We start from the raw sequence: 23,087 nt of genomic DNA, 5'->3' as shown, positions 1-23,087 counted from the left end.
CCTCAGGCTGTTTCCAGTGGTACCGGAACAACCTGAGGCATACAATGGCACTACCGTAGGTAAGTGAATACCACAGACGAGTGCTGACTACTTACGAATACCGAGTTCTTGAATGAGTTCTCTGTATTTGTTAACATCTTTATTCTTGAGATAGTCGAGCAAGCTTCTACGCTGACCAACAAGTTTCAACAGACCCTGGCGGGAATGATGATCTTTTTTGTGAGTTTTGAAGTGCTCGGTAAGATAAAGAATACGATCTGTCAGAAGAGCAATTTGCACCTCTGATGAACCTGTATCTGATGAATGAGTCTTATATTTCTCGATTATCTCGTTTTTTGTTACTGTTGTCTGGGCCACAGCATTCCTCCTGTTACGGTATGCACTATATGATCAAATAGGTATAATTTAATTTCAATTTTATTTTCGCCATTGAGTTAGATGGACTCAGAGGCAAAAATCCGGGTCAGATTACTGAACCGGTGCATGATTCATTGAACAGGTGGCGTGCCCCAATGAATCATAATAAAAAAAACTTCCAATTACGAATCTTTCAGAATAGTCAACTCTGAAGAATATTGCAACAGATTAGCGACATCTTCAACCGATAACATCTTCTGCAGAATCATTTCACGCTCCTCAGGTGTTGAAAGCAACTTTCCATCAACTGATCGCTCTATGGAAAAAGGACCGCTTCGAGTTCTTCTCAACGCGGTAAGGTATGCTCCACAGCCAAGTGCGTCTCCAATATCTGCTGCTAATGTCCTGATATACGTACCTTTACTACAGACTACACGCACAGTGATCTCGGGGAAATCACCACTCAGATCAGAGGAACTGTCAATACGCTCTAATTCGTGTATATGAATTTTACGCGGATCTTTTATAATTTCAATACCCTTACGAGCATAGTAATATAAAGGTTTTCCTTTATGCTTCAACGCTGAATATGCAGGGGGAGTCTGCATCTGTTCCCCTCTGTAATTTGCAAGGCACGCCTCAATTCTGTCGTGCTTCAACGAGCCAACCGGGTGCTCCTCCACAACATCGCCTTCAGGGTCAAGTGTTGTGGTCTGTTTACCGAGGCAAAGGGTAGCGATATACTCTTTCTCGCCATCCATAAACAATGATATCATCTTGGTGGCCGGTCTACCAGCACAGACAATCAATAACCCGGATGCAAAAGGATCAAGCGTTCCTGCATGACCGACTTTTTTTATACCAAGTAATTTTCTCATGTGCCGGACCATAGTGAAAGACGACGGTCCAACAGGCTTATCAATCAGGAATATTCCCGCATGAAACTCTGACATAAATATACACGTATTACGAGCGGACTATTCCACACTATTTTTCAAAGTACCACTTAACTCATTGAGAACAAGTAAGTGAACCTCATCAATTGTTTTGTCACTAAAACGAAAACCTGCTGCATTTCTATGCCCACCGCCTTTAAAACGGCTTGCTACTTCGGCAACATCACATTCGCCCTTAGCTCGGAGACTCACAGAAATCTCTCCTTCCATAATCTCTTTAATAAAGACAGCAACTTTAACACTTCCAAGAGATCTTGGATAATCTACTAACCCCTCGAGATCATCAGTACTGGCACCGCTTCGATCAAGCATGTCACCGGTCACATGGACAAATGCCAGCTTGCCGTCTTCATAAACCTTCAAGGTTTCCAAAACTTCTTTAAGTAATTTAATCCTTTGCAGACTTACATTGTCGTGCAAACACTGTGAAACATCATGAGGTTTCACACCCTTTTCCACAAGTTCGGAAGCAATCTGGAAGGTTCGCGGTAGGGTTGAGTCGTATCTAAACGACCCCGTATCTGTACAGATAGCAACATAAAGATTTACTGCAGCAGCATACGAAACCTCGGCACCGAGTTTCAATGCAAGCTCATAAATCATTTCTCCAGTAGACGATTTAGTCGGGTCGACCCAGCGGCCCAGCCCGTAGTCTTTGTGAGATTTATGATGATCAATTGCCAGTACAGGCTCAAGGCTTTTCAGTTCTTCCGGAGTAATACCAAGGCGATTACCATCTCCAGCATCAAGCGCAATTGTCAGACACGCGCCGCTTTCCTTAGTAAATTCAACTATTTGACCAACATCAGTGACGATAGAATCACAACCGGGCAGGAACTGGTAAAGGGGAGATACAGCTTCCTCAAGAAAAACACAGACAGTTTTGCCGAGACCTCTAAGGATATCGGCAAAACCGAAAGATGACCCAAGTGCGTCCCCGTCAGGGCGCACATGAGTCAGTAGAACAATACGATCGGCAGAATGAATTCTTTCTACCAATAGTTCAGGAATCTTCGCCACGCTCTTTTCGTTCGTTTTCGATTTCCTGGAAGATGGATTCAACATGAGCAACCTTATCTGCAGTCTCGTCATATCTGAACTGAAGATCAGGTGTGTATCTCATGTTCAGCGTTTTGGCAAGGTGCGTTCGCATAAAACCTTTCGCTTTGTGCAGCGAATTTTCAGTCGCCTTTGCCCGCTTATTCCCAGCAAGCAAGGTGAAAAAAATACGTGCCACTCTCAGGTCATCCGTGACCTCCACTCGCGAGATAGAAACCTCGGCAAGCTTTGGATCACGAACCTTTTGCAACATAAATACCGCCAACTCATTACGAATGGCGTCAGCCACCCTTGTCGACCTCTTCTGTTCCTGTCGGCCGAGGCCGACAGAGTCCAGCGTTTGTTTTGGATCCCAAATACTCACGTTATACCTACTACTCCAGAGTCGCTTCTACCTCAAGCATAACAAATGCTTCGAGGTGATCACCAACTTTGATATCATTAAAGTTTTCAACACCAATTCCACATTCGTAACCAGAGGCCACTTCTTTAACATCATCTTTGAAGCGCCTGAGGGAACTGATCTTACCAGTGTAAATGACAACGCCATCACGAAGAACGCGAACACCTGCATTTCTCTGAATCTTGCCATCCATTACACCACAACCAGCGATGGTGCCGATTTTTGGTACACCGAATGTTTCTCTAACCTCAGCAGTACCAATAACGTCTTCTTCATAGGTAGGCTCGAGCATACCTACCATCGCTTTCCTGATATCATCAAGAGCGTGGTAGATTACATCGTAAGAGCGAACATCAACATTTTCTTTGGTTGCAAGCTCTTTAACCTTCATGCTCGGACGAACATTGAACCCTATAATGATTGCTTCTGATGCCGAGGCAAGCAAAATGTCTGATTCAGTAATCGTTCCTGTGCCTTCATGAAGTACACGAACCTTGATAGACTTGGTTGATAATTCTTCCGCAGCCTTGGCAAAAGCTTCAAGAGTTCCCTGAACATCAGCACGAAGAATAACGCGCAGTTCCTGAACCTCACCTTCACTCATTTGCTCAAAGAGTTTATCAAGAGAGATTTTACTAATTGAACCAAGTTCAACCTCACGTGCTTTCATCGCACGTACCTGGCTGACATTTTTCGCCATCTTCTCATCGGTAACAACAATAAATTCGTCACCAGCCAGTGGAACACCTGAAAGGCCATGAACCTCAACAGGTATAGCAGGTCCGGCACTCATGATATTGCGACCCCGATCATCCAGCATCGCACGAACTTTACCAGCATGCTGACCGACAACAAAGTTATCGCCAACATTCAGAGTACCTTCCTGAACCAATACAGTGGCAACAGGACCTCGTCCTTTATCGAGTTTTGCTTCAATAACCCGACCTTTTGCATTTCTTTTCTTATCAGCTTTAAGCTCAAGAATTTCAGCCATGAGCTGAATTGATTCCATCAACTCATCTATGCCGATGTTAGATTTTGCTGAAGTCTCGCAGAAAATTGTCTCGCCACCCCATTCTTCAGGAATAAGGTTGTAATCAGCAAGCTCACGCTTAACTCGATCAATATCAGCGTTGTCCTTATCGATCTTGTTTACAGCTACAAGAATCGGTACACCAGCAGCTTGCGCATGGTTAATTGCTTCACGGGTCTGATCCATCACGCCATCATCAGCTGCTACAACAAGAATAACAAGGTCTGTGACCTGTGCTCCTCGTGAGCGCATCTCAGTAAACGCGGCATGGCCTGGAGTATCTACAAATGTGACATCGCCGGCACTTGAACGCACGTGATATGCACCTATATGCTGAGTAATACCTCCAGCCTCGCCCTCAGCAACGTCAGTTTTCCGAATAGCATCAAGAATTGAGGTTTTACCGTGATCAACGTGACCCATGACAGTAACAACAGGAGAACGTGCTTCAACTTCTCCACCCTCCTGAGTCTCTTCAAGCAACTGGATACCGATTTCCTCAGTAATACCCTGCTCTACTTCGTAGCCAAAATCCGCTGCAATCAAGGTTGCGGTATCAACATCAACAGCTTGGTTGATTGTCGCCATAACACCAAGACCCATAAGTTTTGCTATAACCTCACTCGCCTTAATCCGCATGCGGCTGGCAAGCTCACTTACACTCATGGTTTCATAAATGACAATACGTCTTTTGCTGGCCTTCATCTCAGCAGCAGGCTGTACAAGTCTCTCTTTCGCCCCTCTGCCTTTTCTGCCGCGTTTACCATGACTGCGATTATAATCATCACCAAAATGGGTAAACTTGACATTTTTGCCGCCCTTCTTCCCACCCTTCTGACGACGTTTGTCCTCAGCAGTCGCATCAGCTCCACGCTTGCCACGTTTTTTTCCGCGTGCTGCATCTGCTACAGGTGCTGGTGGAACAGGTCCGCCATTCGCTGGCTGAGCAGGACGTGGTTTACGGGGAGCAGTAGAAGGCTTAACCGGTTTTTTGCGATGCCTGGAGGGAGCTGCCTCTTTTTCGATAGGAAGTTCTATGGTACCCACAATCCGGGCCATACCTTTTCGAGCTGGATTTTGAGCCGGCTTAACTGGTTTTTTCTCAGGCTTTACGGATTTTGCAGACGTAACTTCTTTAGCTGGCTTTTCTGCCTTATTCGCAGTAGTCCGTTCTTCGGTTTTCTTTACAGATTCTATCACTTCAGCTCCGGCTGAGGTTGGTTCTACAGGTGTTTCCTGCACAGTTTCAGTACCGCTGGACGCTATTTCGTCTTCCGGCGCAGCTTCAACATGAGCAGTTTCTTCAACCTTAGGGGTCACTGCTTCAACAGGTTCAACGGCTGGGGTCACCTTGACTTCCGGCCTTGCGATTACTCTGGCGACGTTGTCGTTTCGTGGAGCAACAGGTTCAGGCTTAGAAGATTCATCTGCTTGCTCAGCAACATCATGTTCATCGAATTCATCAGCATCATCATTAGCCATGTCCCGAAGTATTGCCTCATCATCAGCATCATACTCATACGAATCTTCAGAATCCGTGTCGATCTGATCGGCATCTTCAGCATCGTCAGCGTCTGCTTTTGCTTTTCGGCGTATAACTGTAGACCTGCGACGAATCACAGTTGCTCCCTGATCTCCACTGATTCTCTTTTCGACCATTTCCGTGTCTGAATCCTTTAATACTGTCTTACGGATTCGGGCAGCTGTCTCTTCATCCACTGTGGAACTATGGCCTTTAATATCATACCCTTCGTCCACCAGCTTATCAGCTAACGCTTTGCTGCTCATTCCGGCCTCTTTGGCCAGTTCATAAATCCTAACCCTGCTCATTCTTTACTCCCGTATTTCCTTCTCTCCAAGCCATCCAACCCATGGAATGGAAACTCCGTCAGCGGTGTTTTTCCGTCCTTATGAGCTATTATAGATACTATTTCCTTAAAGGCGAAATACTCTTTTCCATTTTTTGTTCTGCTTTAGGAACTTCTGCATACATTTTTCAGACTTGCAGCAGTAAGCCCCCCTGCCAGATTTATATCCAGACTTATCTGGCATTGGGGCATCATTGTGCCATACAAAACGCATCAGATTGGTTTTTGCGTTTTTTTGCCCACATGCCATACAAGTTCGAATCGGTTCTCTCACTTACGAACCTGTTATTGCTGCTCTACTTCAGTATCTGAAGAATCAGAATCCGAGTTATCACTTTCAACCTCGCTTCCCTCTTCTTCCGGTAACACCTGAACTTCTTCTTCAATTTCAGACTGATCCGTATCAACAGCTTCTACCACGTCCGTTTCACCGGTTACTTCAATCTCATCGGCTTCAGGCTCGGTTGGTAAAGGCGGCATATCTGCTGCTGCAATTTTAGCAGCAGCAAGAAGACGTCCTGCAGTTTCGGTATCTAATTGCCTAATCACCAGCAAATCTTCAACACTCTTTGTTGCCAAATCGGCAACTGAAGTAATTCCTTTTGCAAAAATCTGATCAGCAAGAGACTCTTCAACTCCGGGAAGTGCCAGAATCGTCTGATAGCCGGCATCCTGAAGATTGTTCCATCGCTGTTCACTCTTTACGTCAATTCTCCAACCAAGCAGCCTTGACGCCAGTCGAACATTCTGCCCCTGGCGACCAATGGCAAGCGACAACTGGTCATTCGGTACTACAACAAGCATTGAATTTGCGTCTTCATCTACCCGCACCATACTCACATGTGCCGGAGCGAGCGCATTATAGACATATTTCGCAGGATCAGGAGACCATGTTACGATATCAATTCGTTCTCCCTGAAGTTCCTGAACCACGTTCTGAACCCTCGATCCTTTCATACCTACACAGGCACCAACAGGATCAACATCACTCTCTGAAGAACTTACAGCTATTTTTGCTCTGAATCCAGGCTCACGACTAACGCCCATAATCCTCACAATTCCCTCAGCAATTTCAGGAACTTCCATCTGAAACAATTTACCGAGAAAATCATCACAGGTCCGTGAAAGAATAAGTTGCGAATCCCTGGCATTCTGTCGAACATCCATAAGATAAGCACGAATACGGTCACCCTGCTTGAACGATCTTTTAGGGATTTGTTGATCTTTCGGGAGTATTGCATCAGTTCGGCCAAGGTTAACTATCATGTTACCTCGCTCGAAACGCTGAACAATACCACTTACAACTTCACCCTGCCGATCTTTAAACATCTCAAAAATAACTTCACGCTCGGCATCCTTCATTTTATGGATAATTACCTGTTTGGCTGATTGAGCTGCAATCCTGCCAAGATCCGTAATGTCTTCCATCTTCTCGCCAAGCTCATCGCCCATCTGAACATCAGGATCAAGAGCGATTGCTTCCTCGTAGGCTATTTCGGTTTGCTCGTCTTCGGGTTCCTCCACAACACTGCGGAATTGGAACACCTCGACTTCGCCAAATTCGTCATTGTAACGAACCTCGATATCCCTTCGGCTGCCAAGTTTTTTTCTTGCGGCAGACTGGACTGCCTCTTCAATTGCTTCGACAAGCAACCGTTTGTCAAACCCGCGATCCCTGCTGATCTGGTCGATTATGCGCTTAAGCTCCGATACCATTCTCTTGCTCCATGCTTATTACTTCCTGCCTCTACCTGCATGAGGAAATCCGCATTCAGTATTCCTGAATTTCTATTGCAGTCCAGATTCTATAATGACAGACGAGCTTTCCTGATGAACTCAACAGGTAGCCGGACCACGCTTTCATCTTCCAGTAGCAACTCAACTGCTTCCTCATCTGCCTGATGAATAATTCCCACGAAAACTTTCTGTCCATCAACTGTCTCCCGCATTCTAATTCGGGATTTTTTGCCGATGTGTCGTTCAAAATCAGCTAAAGTATTTAGTGCCCTTTCGACGCCCGGCGAAGAGACCTCAAGGTTAAACGGATGATCAATCAACTCTTCAACATCAAGAAAAACACTCACTTCACGACTTACATCGGCGCAGTGCTCAACAGTGATGCCATCCACAGCGTCTATAAACACCCTCAACACCCACCCATGCCCTTCACGGCGAAATTGAACTTCAACCAGCTCAAGGCCCATCGCAGGTAGTAAGGTTGCGGCAAACTCTTCAATTTTTTCTATTACAAATTCACTCATCAGCACGGCACCTGGTCGACATGAGGTGCAAATTTAAATTTTTTCTAACCGGATTAAATTACACACATATTTATTATTAACACCGGCAATCAGACATAAAAAAAAGCGGGCAAAGCCCACTTTCAAAATCCTTCCAGCAAACGAACACCGGAAATATGCCAGCGAATCAGGTTAATTTCTTGCCTCTGCAACAAACCAACCTATTGAAAGACGAGAGAAATGCCAGACACCTGAACTGCAGTGACTAGCGACCTGATTGTTATGAAAACCCGGCCTTTCAATTGAACAAATTAAACACATAACTCCCCCCCTGTCAAGTGCGAAGCATGCAATACGCATTGGCAAAGCAGTGAAAGTTACTAACGTATATTCTTGCAATTCTGTTAAAAAAAGTCACTGAAAGCTAGCAATAAATCATTCATAGGATGATTTTGAACTCTAAATAAACATTGCTGCCAGCTACTTTAAGTAGCCCAACCCCAACGGGATTACAACAAATTCGTAATATAATTACCGCTTGAAACAGCCGCTATGCTATAAAAATATTTGAAAATACATTTGACAAACTGCAAACTGGCTTATAGAACAACCTTCTATTTCTACGAGGGTATGCCCCTCAGTCAATACACGAATTTGTCAGTTCAGGGTTAAGCATGAGTTTTCACGAATTGCCAAACCTACTCTATTCCTATATGCTCTTATAACCATCGTGAGCTTACAACGGTGAGCGGTCGGACTGAAAACTCATCCAGCCAACTTTCACCCCTTATATAATATGACGGTAAAAACACTCATAATAGCAGAAAAGCCAAGCGTTGCCGGCGACCTTGTCAAAGTCCTCCCCGGTAAATTTAAAAAATTCAAAACACACTATGAAAGTGACGAATATATAGTCTCATACGCTATCGGCCATCTTGTATCCATCTGCTATCCCGAAGAGATTGATCCCGTATATCAGAAGTGGAATATGGAGACCCTTCCTATTCTGCCGGAAAAATTTCCACTCAAAGGACTTGATGGCACTAAAAGTCAGCTCAACGTGCTCCAAAAACTCATTCGTCGCAAAGATGTCGTAGAAATTATTAATGCGTGTGATGCCGGGCGTGAGGGCGAGCTCATCTTCAAATACATAATTAATTATGTGTGGAACAATTCCGTAGCACGCAAGAGTTTTAAGCGCTTATGGCTTCAGTCAATGACCACAGATGCCATCAAGAAAGGATTTGATTCCCTTCGCAGCAACGATGAAATGACAGCTCTCGAAGATACAGCCCTTTGCCGCTCCGAGTCTGATTGGCTGATAGGTATCAATGCTACCAGAGCTCTGACAGGCTTCAACTCACGAAAAGGTGGTTTTTTCCTGACGCCATGTGGTCGGGTGCAGACACCAACTCTCTCTCTTATTGTTAAGCGGGAAAATTTTCGCCGTGCATTTGTTCCCGTGCCATACGACAACCTGCTGGCCACTTTCGATGCAGATGGAAGCCGTTATACCGGTAAATGGATAGATCCACACTTCAAAAAAGACCCGAATAACGCTTACGCCAAGGCTGACCGAATCTGGGAGCCGGAAAAATCTGTTTCGATCATAGAAAAATGTTCAGGAAAACCCGCTGACGTCAAAGAAACCAGCAAACGTTCTACCCAAAACTCACCCCAACTCTATGATTTGACAGCTCTCCAGCGCGAAGCAAACTCAAGATTTGGTTTTTCTGCAAAAAATACTCTGGGACTTGCCCAGGCATTGTACGAAAAGCATAAAGTATTAACGTATCCTCGTACTGATAGCAGATTCCTCCCCGAGGATTATGTCCAGACTGCGATAAAAACAACAAAAAAGCAGACAGAATGGAAGTTTGCTAAATATGCGGGAATTTCTCTTGAAAAAGGGTATATAAAAGCGGATAAACGCATTTTCAATAATGCAAAGGTTTCTGACCACCACGCGATTATCCCTACCAATGTTATCCCTTCCAAACTCTCTGAGCCCGAAGAAAAGATATATCAGATGATCGTTCAGCGATTTCTTGCAGTATTTTACCCTGCAGCGGTGTATCAGAACACAAAAAGGCTCTCAATAGTACAGGAAGAAACCTTCATCACTGAAGGGAAAATACTCCTTGAGGCTGGATGGAAAGCTATCTATGGTGGAGGTGCAGAAGCCGAGAAACTCCTGCAACCACTCCCTGACGGAGCAGAAGTTCTGTGTACTGAAGTTGAAAAAGAAAGTAAGGAAACAACACCGCCGCCAAGATTCACAGAAGCAACACTCCTTTCGGCCATGGAGAATTCTGACAAGCTTATCGACGATGAAGGGCTTGCTGATGCAATGAAAGAACGTGGTCTCGGAACACCGGCCACACGTGCAGCAATCATTGAAAAACTCCTTCATGAGAAATATCTGGTCAGAGAGGGTAAGGAACTTACTCCAACAGGAAAAGCATTTGAGCTGCTTTCACTGCTTGAAGCTATGAAAATCGAAGTTCTTGCATCTCCAGAGATGACCGGCGAGTGGGAATATAAACTCAACCAGATATTACGGGGCCAAATGACTCGTGAGCGTTTCATGAAAGATATTCGTGACCTCACTGCCCATATAACCAATCAGATTAAAAACTTTGAAAAAACAGAAGTCCGGGCTGAAGCTCCATTCAGCCCTGTTAATGGTATCCGTTTTTTCAGCACCCCTACTGCCTGGATATCTGAAGATGAATCGATATCCTTACGAAAAATACTTGGTGGTCGCGTCATGAGTGAAGACGAAATCGTCTGCCTCCTTAAGGGAGAAACACTTGGGCCCTTTAGTGATTTCCGGTCAAAACGGGGTAAACAATTTACCGCTTCAGTTAAGATTACCAACAAGAAAGTGGACTTTATGTTCGCCGACTCCACTGACGATCTGGATATTGAAGCTATTAAACAGGGACCGTCACTTGGTAACTCGCCTATTGACAACACCCCCGTTTATGAAACACCTGTCGGCTACATGTCTGAGTCAGCTCTTGACGGAGATGACAAAAAAGGACTAAAAATTGGTAAAATAATTCTTTCAAAAGAAATTCAACCTGCTAACATAAATCAACTTCTCACAAATGGGAAAACAGAATTAATTACAGGCTTTATTTCCAAGAAGAGAAGACCGTTTGACGCCTACTTGCTCATTGCCAAAAATGGAAAAATCAGTTTTGAATTTCCACCGCGCAAGCCACGCAAGAAGGCATAAAAAATTTGACAGCCCCAATATTAAAGGGCACAAGTAATTATGAAACAAATCAAAAAAGAATACCGCGATAGAAGCGGACTTGAAGTTGCCAAAGTATGTGCACAAATCGCACTCGATACCAAAGGTGAAGATGTTGTCCTCTTAGATGTTCATGGCCTCTCCTCCTTCACTGATTATTTTGTTATCATGAGTGGTCGTTCCACCAGGCACGTCCAGGGCCTTGCCGAAGCAATTGAAGGCGGCATTCGCTCCAAAAGAGTCAAAGCATCCAAAGCAGAAGGTCTGCAGGAAGGTATGTGGGTGCTGCTTGATTTCGACGATGTTGTAGTTCACATTTTTTACCATGAGCAGCGCGACTTTTATGACCTTGAAGGGTTATGGCATGATGCTGTTCGAATCCCGCTTGAAGACGAAGAATAACTTCCCTCAATAGCCATCTCGGGTCACTATGCAAAACAGACGATTCCAAAACATTCTGCAATGCACAACAAATATAGTGCCCGAGCTTATGGCCACAAACACTTCGAACTCATAACTATGCAATACTTAAGTACACGAGGCGGCATCGCCCACATTCCGTTTACCCGTGCTGTACTCATGGGGCTCGCTGAAGATGGCGGCCTTCTTCTGCCAAGGACCATCCCCCGAATCGGCAGCGAGACAATGCAGGCATGGCAGGAACTGAGCTATAGTGAACTCGCTTTTGAGGTCATGTCACGATTTATCGATGATATACCCAACAGTGATCTTCGCGCACTTATCGACAAGTCCTACAGCACTTTCAATCACAAGGACGTCACCCCGCTTGTTCATTGCGGAGATCTTCACATACTTGAACTGTTTCATGGCCCGACACTGGCGTTCAAAGATGTGGCCCTGCAGTTTCTCGGCAACCTGTTCGAGTATCTGCTCGATCGTGACGACTCCGTACTGAATATTCTCGGTGCAACATCCGGAGATACCGGCAGTGCTGCAATCTACGGCGTAAGAGGTAAAGAGCGGGTTAATATTTTCATTCTCCACCCGCATCAGCGAGTCAGTCCGGTTCAGGAAAAGCAGATGACTACTGTGTTAGATGACAATGTCTACAACATAGCTATCCGCGGTTCTTTTGATGACGGGCAGGCTATCGTCAAAAAAATATTCGGCGATATCGACTTCAAGAACACCTACAACCTTGGCGCGATCAACTCCATTAACTGGGCGCGTGTCCTGGCACAGGTTGTCTACTATGTCTGGAGCTGCCTGCATATCAGTTCACATGAGAAAGACAGTACCCTTGACTTCTCTGTCCCGACAGGAAATTTTGGTGATATCTTTGCAGGCTACATCGCTAAGCGTATGTTGCCTGAGGGAACCATTCGCCGCCTGATTCTAGCAACAAACTCAAATGATATCCTGTCACGATTTGTAAAAGATGGTGACTATTCGCTTAGTTCGGTAGTTCAGACCTCAAGTCCTTCAATGGATATTCAGTCTGCATCCAACTTCGAACGCTACCTCTACTACCTGCTTGACAGTGAGCCTGAGCGTACTAGAGATCTCATGCTTGAATTCAGCCGTGAAGGAAAGATTGACTTAAGTAGCTATGATGATCAGGTTCGACGCGATTTTGCTTCCTTAGCTGTCTCAGAGGAAGATGTTACCGCGACGATCAAGCAATTTTATAAAGATCACAACTATATTCTCGACCCCCATACAGCTATTGGTGTAAAAGCTGCTCAACATCATCGTAAGAAGGGAGTGCCAATGGTTTGTCTGGCAACCGCCCACCCTGCGAAATTTGGTGACGCAGTTCTCAATGCCATAGGGCGTGAGCCAGAAATTCCTGAATCTATTGCAGGTCTTATGGAAAAAGAAGCCCGCTGCGAGCTGATGGATGCTGACAGCAACGCAATTCAGGATTACCTCAAGGCTCATGCACGTCATGCCTGAGATTCCATTTTCCGAATACGTTCTGAACGTTAATGAGTGTGTTGCGTTTCTTCGCAACACACTCCCGTTCATGCCAAAAACTGTAATTCAACTTGGTACAGGACTTGGCGATTTTGTTAAAGAGATAGATGTAGAATCAGTATTACCCTACAGCGAAATCCCTCACTTTCCTGCATCCACCGTAGAGAGCCATCAAGGCAATCTTGTTCTGGGTCGCCTTAATGGCGAACCTGTCGCGGTACTCCAGGGTCGATTCCACTTCTATGAAGGATATTCGACCAAAGAGGTAACCTTTCCCATTCGGGTCCTCTCATTACTCGGTGCAAAACTCCTACTGGTGACCAATGCTGCCGGCGGCCTTAATCCGATAATTGCTCCGGGGTCTATCATGGCCATCAGGGACCATCTTAATTTTTTGGGAGAAAACCCGCTGAGAGGCCCCAACAATGATGAATGGGGCCCACGTTTTCCCGACCTTTCCGTACCCTATCATCCCGGCCTTATCAAAACTGCACTTGACTGTGCCAGCAAGTGCGGTCTTAAAAATGTTATCAGCGGTACGTATGTCTGTATTCCAGGCCCAAGTCTTGAGACTCCTGCCGAAACACGATTTTTACGTGACAGTGGTGCGGATGCCGTTGGAATGTCGTCGGTTCCAGAGGTATTGGTCGCCAGGCATGCAGGAATGGAAGTTCTTGGACTTTCGGTCGTTTCCAACGTAAATGACCCTGACAATTTTCAACCGATACTGCTTGAGGACATACTGGAAACTGCCGCCAGAGTTACGCCGCAACTTCAACGCCTTATCGCTAAGATAGTTGGCAACCTGAATACTGTCCGGATCTAAACTCAGCTAAACATCTAAATCCCAACCACCGGAAATCAGCTAAACGGTTGTCCCTTGAGCATTTGACTGGTATCTTCAGTACGACCTATTCCAGAACGACTTGCTTAGTCTACTGTAATAGCAGCTTATAATCACATTATCTCACTCGCTACGGGAGTAAACAATGTCGCAACCCGATCTCATTATCAGCGGAGAATACCTCCTTCCATCAGCAAAACAGAGCGCATTGTTAACTCAACACGGAGTTGTTGTTGCAGGTGATTCCATCCTCGAGATTGGTCCCACAAATGCACTTTGGGAAAAATACCCTGATACTGAAAGGCTACACTCAGAGAATGGTCTTATCATGCCCGGTCTTATCAATACCCACACCCATGCAGCAATGGCGTGTTTTCGTGGAATTGCCGACGATCTGCCACTCATGACCTGGCTTGAAGAACATATCTTTCCTATTGAATCGAAACTTACCCCGGAAATGGTCTACCATTCGACAATGCTCTCTATTGCCGAGATGATTAAATCTGGAACCACGAGTTTCTGTGACATGTACCTCTTTGCAAAAGAAGTGGCCAAAGCCGCAGACGAATCCGGAATCCGTGCCTGGGTCGGAGAAGTTCTTTACGACTTCCCCTCCCCAAACTATGGAAATCTCGAAAATGGTTTTGCCTATATTGCCGAGATGTTCGATCAATATCGCGACAATCCTCTGGTAAATATAACAGCAGACCCGCACAGTGTTTACACATGCTCCCCGGAACTTCTTCAACGACTGGCACACGTCGCTGATAAAGAGAATTGTCTCTACCATATACACCTTTCAGAAAACAGACCGGAAGTTGCAACCTGCATGGAACGATATGGATTAACTCCAACCATGCATCTCGAAAATCTTGGTGTACTTGGCAGCAACACTCTTGCTGCTCACTGTGTTATACTCGAAGATCACGAGATAACACTTCTTGCCAAGCGTGGAGTCAAGATCAGTCACTGCATTGAATCCAATATGAAACTCGCCTCCGGCACAGCTCCTGTTGTCGAACTACTCCAAGCCGGAGCCAATATCGCTCTAGGGACCGATGGTAGCGCAAGCAACAATGATGTGGATATGTTTGGCGAAATGAGTAGCGTCGCCAAAATCCATAAAGGAGTACTTCTTGATCCTACCGTCATGGACGCTGAAACCACACTTCATGCTGCGACCATGGGTGGAGCAATCGCCCTCGGAGCTGAAAATATGATAGGATCAATAGAAGCAGGAAAAAAAGCAGACTGTATCGTTTTGGATATGAACCAACCTCATCTCACTCCATGCTATAATATTCCGTCGCATCTTGTTTATGCAGCACGGGGAGGTGATGTTATTCACTCTGTGATTAATGGCAGGATAGTAATGAAGGACAAACGCTTAACAACGATCGACGAAAACGATATTCTTGAAAAAATGACATCCATGGGCAAAATGATTCGTGCAATGCACTAACCGAATACGGTGAAGATTAATGTACATTGACACCCTAACGCTATGTTATCACATAATTTAAATTTTAATCATCTGCCTATACACTCTTGAACTGGTCCATGCAGCAACACACTTGACTTTATGCAGATACTACTCTAAAGTCACGTTGGTATATTTTTAGGCCACCTTCAACACTATGAAGAACGCCTGTTTACAGTAATTTCTTTTGCTGAGGTACAATTATGTTCGGACTTGGAATGCCAGAGCTTATTGTTATTCTGGTTATTATAGTAATCATTTTTGGAGCTGGTAAACTTCCTGAGATTGGCTCCGGAATTGGAAAAGGCATTAAAAACTTTAAAGAAGCTACCCGCCAGGATAGTGAGCCAAAGAAACTGGACGACGAAAAAAAAGAAGATAGCGACAAAACCGCCTGATCGCATTCCATCGCCCTAATCATTAACAACCTCACAGGAGTATCTCATGTTTGGACTCGGCGCCCCAGAACTGGCCATCATACTCGCAATTGCCGTACTGGTGTTCGGTGGCAAAAAACTCCCGGAGATTGGCCATGGGCTTGGCAAAGCAATATCATCGTTTAAGAAAGGTATTGGCGATGTTGAAGATGGAACCAAGAATCTTGTTGGTGACATTCCTGGCGTGAAAGAAGCAGCTGAGATCAAGAGTAAAGTTGATCAGGTAAAAAACATCGGCAAAATTCTTAAGTAGAAGATACAGTTTCTTCCTGCAGCATCTTACTGTCCCAATAATTGAAACCCGGCCTCACTACTCCAACTGGTAGAAAGACCGGGTTTTTTTTGGACTGAAAGCGCAGTACCACACATATTCTGATACCAGTGCACACCACATAAAAATGTGCCGATAAAGATATGCGTTTCAGATACTGGAATTAGCTCTTACGCTGAAAGGGCTCTTCTTCACGCAACTCCCAAAGGCGTCGTAAAAGCCAATCTTCACGCTTTTCGACATCATCATTACGTAATTGCAACTCCGCAAGACGCGTCATTCTTCTTCGTCTTTCCGAAATAATCTCCCGCAAGTCACTTAAAACCCCCTGGACAATCGATGAAAATCCTGACTGTTCATCAGGCAACTCATCATCCTTAACGGCCAGATCCACTTCAGACATAGGGCGAACATTTCCGTCTTCAGTTATAAATAGACCGGCCTGGCTCACCTGGCCAATAACCCTGCCGCCATTATCTTTCAGGTTAAAATGTGCATCAATGCTTGCAAGCGACAAAGCTCCTACTCCAGCATCTCTTAAACTGACGAGCACAGCATCATCCTGACCCGCACCCATCCAGAGCTGAAGTTTGTCAAATATCGGGTCGCCTTCATCAATCCAGTTATTACCATCCTCGTCGTATATGTGTAATTCTTCATAGCCGGCACCGGTACGCGGACCAAAAAGTTCGTTTCCATCATTTACGGTTCCGTCACCATTCTGATCAAACACTAAAAAACCACTTCCTGACTTTAGCCTGCTTATCTCTTCTGTCACCCCATCACAATTAAGGTCAAAACAGAATTCGCTGTCATCTAATACAGCAAGACCATCATCAAAACTGAGCACCAGAGGATCTATGAATCGTGAAGAAATTCTCTCGGCCCAAAAACTCTCCCGCGAGACCTCTTCATTTTCAATGTTTAGCTGCATACGCATTGCAATTTCACGCCCATCTTCTGTAACAACAGTTCCGGCAGTTCGCACCTCAAGAGCTTCACGGGAATATTCCACCCGCTCCAATCCCAACGATATCCTGGTCAACCCTCCTTCCAGACCAGCTACCACGTTTCGGCCAGTTGCAGTATCTCTATTTTGAGGTAATTCGCTTAATGGACCATTTCCATTCAACTCTCGAACAGTGACTCTACCTCCAATCACCTCTGTCACCAGATTCTCAACAACCTGTTCCTGAGACTGGGTATGAACTTTCTGTTCTTCTGTCCCCTGGACTACTGAGACACTTTCGATGCCGTTTTTCTGCCTGTTCACCTCTACTTTTGAAATACCTGAATTCCACTCAGGAAGCTGTAAGTTAAATCCATCAACTCCCGATTGCGAAATTGAACCAGCTGTCAATTTCACTCCTGTTTTTGTTACATCCGTGTAACCCGTCGACGCGTCCATGCCCAAAGCTGAAGAAACAATTTTCATTGCATCCCTCCTACGTCTTTTATTAATCGGATTGCATCATATACTTTTCGGTCATACTCCTAAAAAGCTAAAGCACCAAATATTGCATTTTTGTAATATTTGCAGTTTTTCTTGACTTTCTTGGCATATTTTTCTAGATATTCGTGTTCAGCACTACAGCACCATCTTTTGTCTTTGTTCATCCGGCAGGAACACCCATCCCGGCTTGTATCCTATAGACTCGTTAACTTAGCCCTCTCGGGCATATTTTCTATTATCAGCAGGAGAAATCATGTGTCGCTTAGCCCTAAAAACAGCGAATGAACCATTCTCTCCGTACGAAGTGCTCCAGGCAATGGAAGCCATGCAGGAAGGTTATGATGGCTCCGGACTTGGCCTATTGCTTCGCGGTATGGAGTTCGAAGATTTCAAATACAACCCTCGTTTCCCCATTCTTTCAGGTATTGCTCACTCCAAAAAAGCAGAGCACCGGTTGGACCAATACATGGACGAAAGAGGCTATGAACTCAAGTATGATCATCGCTTCACCATGCGCCCCGAGCTCATTGAAGCCAAGGACCGCTATCGGTATTTCCTCCGTGCTTACAGAATGCCTACCGCTTTCAAAGAGAAATCTACTGAAGATCGTGAGCTTGAACTTCTTGACACCCGCCTTGCGCTGCGCAAGCTAGGTGAGGAAAACGGTAACGACCTGACAGTATTCTCCTTTTATCCTGATGTAGCGGTGATCAAAGAGGTCGGCTGGCCTCTTGAGATCGGAAATGCGCTCTCGTTATGGGATAATCAGATTAAATCACGAGTGTGCATGGCACAGGGACGGCAGAATACCAATTACGGTATCAACCTCTATGCATGTCACCCATTTTTTATTCAGGGAATTGCCACCATGACCAATGGTGAGAACAGTGCTTTTGTCCCTGTTAGAGACTGGTTGCTCGGAAAAGACATTCCGGGTTATATGGGTTACCAGAGTGACTCTGAGGTTTTCGCCCATATTCTGCATTATACCCTGAAGCAGCTTAAACTTCCGCTTGAGGCGTATAAGCACATTATTACTCCGCTCTCAACCAAAGAACTTGCCGCACACCCTCAGGGAGAATTTCTCACAGGGTTGCGCAATGTTTGCCGCCGACTCATCATTGATGGCCCCAACGCTGTAATTGGCACTCTTCCCGACGAAACCTGCATGCTTGCTATGGACCAGAAGAAACTCCGTCCTGCAACTGTTGGTGGCCGAGAAGGCGTCTGGGCAATTGCCTCAGAAATTTGCGGTGTAGATGCTATGGTTCCGGATCGCGATCCTTCGCTCGATTTCCAGCCAATGCGTGAACATACAGTTATAATCCCTCCCCATAGAAAGGAATTAACCATATGGTCTCAACACGATCAGTTTCCGTTACCCCAAGCAGCCTGACATACACTGACTTACAGTGGATCATCCAACATCGTGAAGACCGCTGTACACTCTGTGGACAATGCACCTCCGTTTGCCCGAAAGAGGCTATCGAGCTTACTTACCGGCGACAGCGGATGCCAAAACTCGATATACTGAGCAAAAAACGTGGAAGCGATTACCAGACGTTTGTTGGTATTCGTCAGAAGACCACTATGGGCAATGCCTGTATTGGGTGTTCCATGTGCTCTATGGTGTGTCCGAACGAGGCTATCATGCCCGTCCCGAACACCAACGAAAACCGTTCCGTCTTTTTTAATAATATAAAAGGCGAACCAAGCAAACGTGGTGGACGTCGAAACGTTTCAGGACCGACCCTGCTTGATCGCATCATGTTCGACAGGATATCGATGCTTACAGATCCCGCACTTGATGCAGGACGCCATGAGTTCAACGTTTCGACAACGCTGGGTCGTGTTCTTTCACCGGAAGACTATCTCGACAAGACGTTAAACGGTGGCTGGATTCCTCCTACTCGCGAGATCTTCCCGTTTGTCATCGGTTCGATGTCGTTTGGCGCACTTTCGCCAAACATGTGGCTGGGAATGCTCCAGGGTGTTGCTTACTGTAACGAAGTCCTCGGTATCCCGGTTGTTATGGCTACCGGTGAGGGTGGTTGTCCTCCATGGGTCCTCAGGAGTCCTTACCTTAAATACATCATCCTGCAGATCGCATCCGGTTATTTTGGCTGGGATGAAATCATCCGTGCAATACCCGAAATGCAGTGCATGCCTGCCGCCATTGAAATCAAATACGGCCAGGGCGCAAAGCCGGGTGATGGCGGACTTCTCATGTGGTACAAGGTTTCAAAGCTTATCGCCCGTTTACGAGGTGTACCTGAAGCTGTTGATCTGCCTTCGCCCCCTGTCCATCAGACACTCTACTCTATTGAGGAAAGTGTTATGAAGATGATCCAGACATTATCAATGGCCTTTGATCACAAGGTGCCGGTATATCCTAAGATTTCCGCGTCAACCTCTGCCAAGTCAGTTCTGAACAACCTCGTACGAAATCCGTATGCAGCAGGCCTGATGATCGATGGTATCGACGGCGGAACAGGTGCAGCGTATAACGTTTCCATGGACGCCACCGGCCATCCTGTTGCCTCCTGTGTCCGTGAGTGTTACCTCGATCTTGCTGCCCAGGGTAAGCAGAACGAGATACCAATCTTTGCTGCTGGCGGTATTGGTAAAAATGGCAACGTTGCCCAAAACGGCATGGCTCTGGTCATGCTCGGAGCATCCGGTGTACACATTGGTAAATACATTATGCAGGCTGTGGCGGGATGTCTCGGTAACGAAAAGAATCGCTGCAATGTATGTAATGTAGGTATCTGCCCCAAAGGTATCACCAGCCAGAATACAAAACTCTATCGTCGCCTCGATCCAGACAAGGTCGCCGAACGTGTAGCAGATGTCTACATGTCCATCAACACCGAGGTGAAAAAGATCATGGCTCCGCTTGGTCGTTCACAGAGTCTGCCTATCGGCATGTCCGATGCACTGGGAATTGCTGATAAAGATGCCGCTGACAGACTGCAGATCAAGTATGTCTGCTAGACGATCTAACGAAAACGCTAATAACAGGGCCGGCAATGCTGCCCTCTTATCTGACATGAGGAGTTTATAAGTGACTACGACTGTTGTTAAAGGCCTGAATCAAGACGGCCAACGAATCAGTTCCATGGAGTTTGAGAAGCTGGTGCGCAAGGCTGCGTCTGAGTCAGCGTCGCTATCTCTCGAATCCTATGGTCAGCATAATATCGGTATCCGGCTGCAGCATGAAGACGGATTACATATACATGTTAAAGGGCCTTCCGGCCAGCGACTCGGCTGTATGGGTATGCCAGGAACCACCATCGTCTGCGATGGCGCTTCTTCCGATGATGTAGGCTATCTCAATATCGGTGCAGAGATCACTGTTCTTGGCGATGCGACCAATGGTATATGTAACGCCATGGCCGCAGGCAAGGTCTTTATCGGTGGCTCCATCGGGGCCCGTGGCCTATCCATGACCAAATGGAACCCTGAATACGCCAAACCCGAACTCTGGGTTATGGGTTCAACCGGTGATTCATTCGCCGAGTTCAACTGTGGCGGAATTGCGGTTGTCTGCGGTGTTGATGCCAAAAATCCTAATAACGTTCTCGGTTATCGTCCATGCGTTGGAATGGTTGGTGGAGTTATCTATTTCCGTGGTGAAACAGATGAGTCCTACTCCACAACCAATGCACGACTGGATAAACCAAACGATGAACAGTGGCAGTGGCTGACTGATAACATGCCGGACTACCTGCAAAAGGTTAACCGCACAGAGCTGCTTGAAGATCTGACAAAACGTGACGAGTGGCAGGTGCTGATCGCTGTTACCCCCCAGGAACGTGCACTGATGTGGTCCGGCCCTATGCCTATGGCAGAGTTTCGTGACAATCACTGGAAAAAGGCACTTGGTGGTGACCCGCTGCGCGACCTGGCTCCGGGTCTTGATAGATCTCCTATCCCTGCAATTGTTACAGGTGAGTTGCGCCGCAAGAAACCCTGGTGGGCTAATTGCGAATCGGCAGCACCATGTACCTATTACTGTCCTGTTCATATCCCCACCGTAGATAGACTCCGCCTCATTCGTGAAGGTAAAACTGACGAAGCCTATGAAATGCTGTTGAAGTACACCCCGCTTCCAGCATCAGTATGTGGTGCTGTCTGCCCGAACCTCTGTATGGATAACTGTTCACGATCAAATGTCGATGACTCCATTGACATGCAGATTCTCGGACGATCAGTAGGAAACTTTGATGCCCCCAAACCTGCTGAGGCACTGGGCAAAAAGGTAGCTATTATCGGCGGTGGTCCTGCCGGTATGAACGTTGCCTGGCAACTTGCCCTGTCCGGAGTTGAGACGCACATATATGAATCAGGTGACCAGCTTGGTGGCAAGCTCGCCCAGGTAATTCCATGGGAAAGATTGCCTCGCGCTATCTGGGATATCGAAATCGAGCGTTTTACTTCCATGCCCAATGTAACAGTATCGCTCAACACCGAGATGACTAAATCTCTGTTTGCTGAATTACAGGATTCTTTTGATTATGTCGTTATAGCAATCGGTACCCACGAGCCACGCAGGCTTCAGTTCCCCGGCCACGAAAAAGTAACAGCCGCTCTTGATTTCCTGAAAGCCGCAAAGAGTGATTCTCCAATACCAGTAGGTAAGGAAGTTGTTGTAATCGGTGCAGGTAACGTAGGTTGCGACGTGGCTTGTGAAGCATATCGACTCGGGGCAGAAAAGGTCACTCTGGTTGATATTCAGAAACCACTTGCCTTCGGTAAAGAAAAAGAAGCGGCCGAAGCTCTTGGCTCCCAGTTCCGCTGGCCTGTTTTCACCAAAGAAGTTACCGATAAAGGACTGATAACTCAGGAAGGAGATCTCATTCCCGCGCAATCGGTAATAATTTCCATCGGTGATGTACCTGCTCTTTCGTTTCTTCCTGAAAGTGTTGAAACAATCACTGTTGGTGGTGCGGCATGGATTACTACAAACAAAGCCCATGTCACTTCAAACAGCAAAGTTCTCGCTATCGGTGACGTCGAGAAGCCTGGTCTTGCAACCAATGCCCTCGGTGCCGGTAAAGAGGCTGCGGAATTCATTATCGCCGAGTGTAAAGGTACAGAGTGGAGACCGTTTGAAAAACCGGTGATCCTCCAGCAGGCACTGACAATAAGTCACTACTCACCAGCCGATACAGGTTTATCTGAGACTGATCAGGCAGACCGATGTCTGTCCTGCGCCTCGTGCCGTGACTGTCATCTTTGTGAAACCATCTGCCCTACCGGAGCTATCAGCCGAAGGGATATCGCAAAGGGATCACAAAACAGCGATGAGTTCAAAACTGACTACGGTTTTGAGTATGTTTCTGATGATAAGAAGTGCATTGCCTGTGGATTTTGTGCAGACACCTGCCCTTGTGGAATATGGACGATGAATCCATACTAATACGAGATAGATAGACCACTCGTATCCCCCGTCAGTAACATGTTACTGACGGGTTTTTTTATTT

Annotated in this window: 19 protein-coding genes; 10 read left to right on the top strand and 9 right to left on the bottom strand. The window is 46.1% G+C overall.

Annotated elements, in window-relative coordinates; translation table 11 throughout:
* Positions 1–87: 87 nt before the first annotated feature.
* From rpsO to FCL46_RS06285, 8 genes are all read right to left on the bottom strand, one after another.
* The gene (gene rpsO, locus FCL46_RS06320; RefSeq protein ID WP_136805526.1) at positions 88–357 is read right to left on the bottom strand and encodes a 30S ribosomal protein S15; all 270 of its coding nucleotides are present in this window, start codon (positions 355–357) and stop codon (positions 88–90) included.
* A 182-nt stretch (positions 358–539) separates the two neighbouring features.
* Entirely contained in the window at positions 540–1,310 is a 771-nt protein-coding gene (gene truB, locus FCL46_RS06315; RefSeq protein ID WP_167505745.1) for a tRNA pseudouridine(55) synthase TruB, read from the bottom strand.
* 24 nt (positions 1,311–1,334) lie between these two features.
* On the bottom strand, positions 1,335–2,333 hold the full coding sequence (locus FCL46_RS06310) for a DHH family phosphoesterase (protein WP_228723341.1): 999 nt from the start codon (positions 2,331–2,333) through the stop codon (positions 1,335–1,337).
* The gene (rbfA, locus tag FCL46_RS06305) at positions 2,317–2,736 is read right to left on the bottom strand and encodes a 30S ribosome-binding factor RbfA (RefSeq protein WP_136805523.1); all 420 of its coding nucleotides are present in this window, start codon (positions 2,734–2,736) and stop codon (positions 2,317–2,319) included. Before rbfA ends, FCL46_RS06310 begins: the two co-directional genes overlap by 17 nt.
* Before the next feature lie 10 nt (positions 2,737–2,746).
* Positions 2,747–5,638, bottom strand: coding sequence for a translation initiation factor IF-2 (gene infB, locus FCL46_RS06300; RefSeq protein ID WP_136805522.1), 2,892 nt, complete (start codon positions 5,636–5,638; stop codon positions 2,747–2,749).
* Between the two features lie 105 nt (positions 5,639–5,743).
* Positions 5,744–5,890, bottom strand: a complete 147-nt coding sequence (locus tag FCL46_RS28740; protein ID WP_420811265.1) for a DUF448 domain-containing protein — start codon at positions 5,888–5,890, stop codon at positions 5,744–5,746.
* 71 nt (positions 5,891–5,961) lie between these two features.
* Positions 5,962–7,392: a transcription termination factor NusA gene (gene nusA / locus FCL46_RS06290; RefSeq protein ID WP_136805520.1), complete on the bottom strand. Its 1,431-nt coding sequence runs from the start codon at positions 7,390–7,392 to the stop codon at positions 5,962–5,964.
* 89 nt (positions 7,393–7,481) lie between these two features.
* Complete coding sequence (locus tag FCL46_RS06285) at positions 7,482–7,937, bottom strand: ribosome maturation factor RimP (RefSeq protein ID WP_136805519.1); 456 nt, start codon at positions 7,935–7,937, stop codon at positions 7,482–7,484.
* A 775-nt stretch (positions 7,938–8,712) separates the two neighbouring features.
* Between FCL46_RS06285 and FCL46_RS06280 the strand changes: the two genes are divergently transcribed.
* The 7 genes from FCL46_RS06280 (at position 8,713) to tatA (ending at position 16,130) form a co-directional block, all read left to right on the top strand.
* Positions 8,713–11,160: a DNA topoisomerase III gene (locus FCL46_RS06280; protein ID WP_136805518.1), complete on the top strand. Its 2,448-nt coding sequence runs from the start codon at positions 8,713–8,715 to the stop codon at positions 11,158–11,160.
* A gap of 39 nt (positions 11,161–11,199) precedes the next feature.
* Positions 11,200–11,580: a ribosome silencing factor gene (gene rsfS / locus FCL46_RS06275; protein WP_136805517.1), complete on the top strand. Its 381-nt coding sequence runs from the start codon at positions 11,200–11,202 to the stop codon at positions 11,578–11,580.
* 117 nt (positions 11,581–11,697) lie between these two features.
* Positions 11,698–13,095 carry a threonine synthase gene (gene thrC, locus FCL46_RS06270; RefSeq protein ID WP_136805516.1) on the top strand — a complete coding sequence of 466 codons (1,398 nt, stop codon included), beginning with the start codon at positions 11,698–11,700 and terminating at the stop codon, positions 13,093–13,095.
* Positions 13,040–13,942, top strand: a complete 903-nt coding sequence (locus tag FCL46_RS06265; protein ID WP_228723340.1) for a purine-nucleoside phosphorylase — start codon at positions 13,040–13,042, stop codon at positions 13,940–13,942. The genes thrC and FCL46_RS06265 overlap by 56 nt, the downstream gene beginning before the upstream one ends.
* Positions 13,943–14,105: 163 nt before the next feature.
* A complete protein-coding gene (locus tag FCL46_RS06260; protein ID WP_136805515.1) occupies positions 14,106–15,422 on the top strand; it encodes an amidohydrolase family protein in 1,317 nt (438 codons plus the stop codon).
* A 221-nt stretch (positions 15,423–15,643) separates the two neighbouring features.
* Complete coding sequence (locus FCL46_RS06255) at positions 15,644–15,838, top strand: twin-arginine translocase TatA/TatE family subunit (protein WP_136805514.1); 195 nt, start codon at positions 15,644–15,646, stop codon at positions 15,836–15,838.
* A 46-nt stretch (positions 15,839–15,884) separates the two neighbouring features.
* The gene (gene tatA / locus FCL46_RS06250) at positions 15,885–16,130 is read left to right on the top strand and encodes a twin-arginine translocase TatA/TatE family subunit (RefSeq protein WP_136805513.1); all 246 of its coding nucleotides are present in this window, start codon (positions 15,885–15,887) and stop codon (positions 16,128–16,130) included.
* A 181-nt stretch (positions 16,131–16,311) separates the two neighbouring features.
* Here the strand turns inward: tatA and FCL46_RS06245 are convergent, their stop codons facing one another.
* A complete protein-coding gene (locus FCL46_RS06245; RefSeq protein WP_136805512.1) occupies positions 16,312–17,583 on the bottom strand; it encodes a hypothetical protein in 1,272 nt (423 codons plus the stop codon).
* Positions 17,584–17,854: 271 nt separating this feature from the next.
* On the opposite strand from FCL46_RS06245, the gene FCL46_RS06240 reads away from it, so the two are divergent.
* From FCL46_RS06240 to FCL46_RS06230, 3 genes are all read left to right on the top strand, one after another.
* The gene (locus tag FCL46_RS06240; RefSeq protein ID WP_136805511.1) at positions 17,855–18,997 is read left to right on the top strand and encodes a class II glutamine amidotransferase; all 1,143 of its coding nucleotides are present in this window, start codon (positions 17,855–17,857) and stop codon (positions 18,995–18,997) included.
* Complete coding sequence (locus FCL46_RS06235; protein ID WP_136805510.1) at positions 18,955–20,595, top strand: glutamate synthase-related protein; 1,641 nt, start codon at positions 18,955–18,957, stop codon at positions 20,593–20,595. Before FCL46_RS06240 ends, FCL46_RS06235 begins: the two co-directional genes overlap by 43 nt.
* A gap of 70 nt (positions 20,596–20,665) precedes the next feature.
* A complete protein-coding gene (locus FCL46_RS06230; RefSeq protein WP_136805509.1) occupies positions 20,666–23,023 on the top strand; it encodes an FAD-dependent oxidoreductase in 2,358 nt (785 codons plus the stop codon).
* Positions 23,024–23,087: the final 64 nt, after the last annotated feature.

The organism is Desulfosediminicola flagellatus, assembly GCF_005116655.2.
Lineage (GTDB): Bacteria > Desulfobacterota > Desulfobulbia > Desulfobulbales > Desulfocapsaceae > Desulfopila > Desulfopila flagellata.
Note: the sequence above shows the minus strand (reverse complement) of the source record. Positions and strands in the feature narration are given on the sequence as shown.

Coding starts and splice junctions, on each gene's coding strand:
- truB (WP_167505745.1), bottom strand. CDS start 1,310: ATGTCAGAGTTTCATGCGGGAATATTCCTGATTGATAAGCCTGTTGGA.
- infB (WP_136805522.1), bottom strand. CDS start 5,638: ATGAGCAGGGTTAGGATTTATGAACTGGCCAAAGAGGCCGGAATGAGC.
- FCL46_RS28740 (WP_420811265.1), bottom strand. CDS start 5,890: ATGCGTTTTGTATGGCACAATGATGCCCCAATGCCAGATAAGTCTGGA.
- nusA (WP_136805520.1), bottom strand. CDS start 7,392: ATGGTATCGGAGCTTAAGCGCATAATCGACCAGATCAGCAGGGATCGC.
- FCL46_RS06285 (WP_136805519.1), bottom strand. CDS start 7,937: ATGAGTGAATTTGTAATAGAAAAAATTGAAGAGTTTGCCGCAACCTTA.
- FCL46_RS06280 (WP_136805518.1), top strand. CDS start 8,713: ATGACGGTAAAAACACTCATAATAGCAGAAAAGCCAAGCGTTGCCGGC.
- rsfS (WP_136805517.1), top strand. CDS start 11,200: ATGAAACAAATCAAAAAAGAATACCGCGATAGAAGCGGACTTGAAGTT.
- thrC (WP_136805516.1), top strand. CDS start 11,698: ATGCAATACTTAAGTACACGAGGCGGCATCGCCCACATTCCGTTTACC.
- FCL46_RS06265 (WP_228723340.1), top strand. CDS start 13,040: ATGCTGACAGCAACGCAATTCAGGATTACCTCAAGGCTCATGCACGTC.
- FCL46_RS06260 (WP_136805515.1), top strand. CDS start 14,106: ATGTCGCAACCCGATCTCATTATCAGCGGAGAATACCTCCTTCCATCA.
- FCL46_RS06255 (WP_136805514.1), top strand. CDS start 15,644: ATGTTCGGACTTGGAATGCCAGAGCTTATTGTTATTCTGGTTATTATA.
- tatA (WP_136805513.1), top strand. CDS start 15,885: ATGTTTGGACTCGGCGCCCCAGAACTGGCCATCATACTCGCAATTGCC.
- FCL46_RS06245 (WP_136805512.1), bottom strand. CDS start 17,583: ATGAAAATTGTTTCTTCAGCTTTGGGCATGGACGCGTCGACGGGTTAC.
- FCL46_RS06240 (WP_136805511.1), top strand. CDS start 17,855: ATGTGTCGCTTAGCCCTAAAAACAGCGAATGAACCATTCTCTCCGTAC.
- FCL46_RS06235 (WP_136805510.1), top strand. CDS start 18,955: ATGGTCTCAACACGATCAGTTTCCGTTACCCCAAGCAGCCTGACATAC.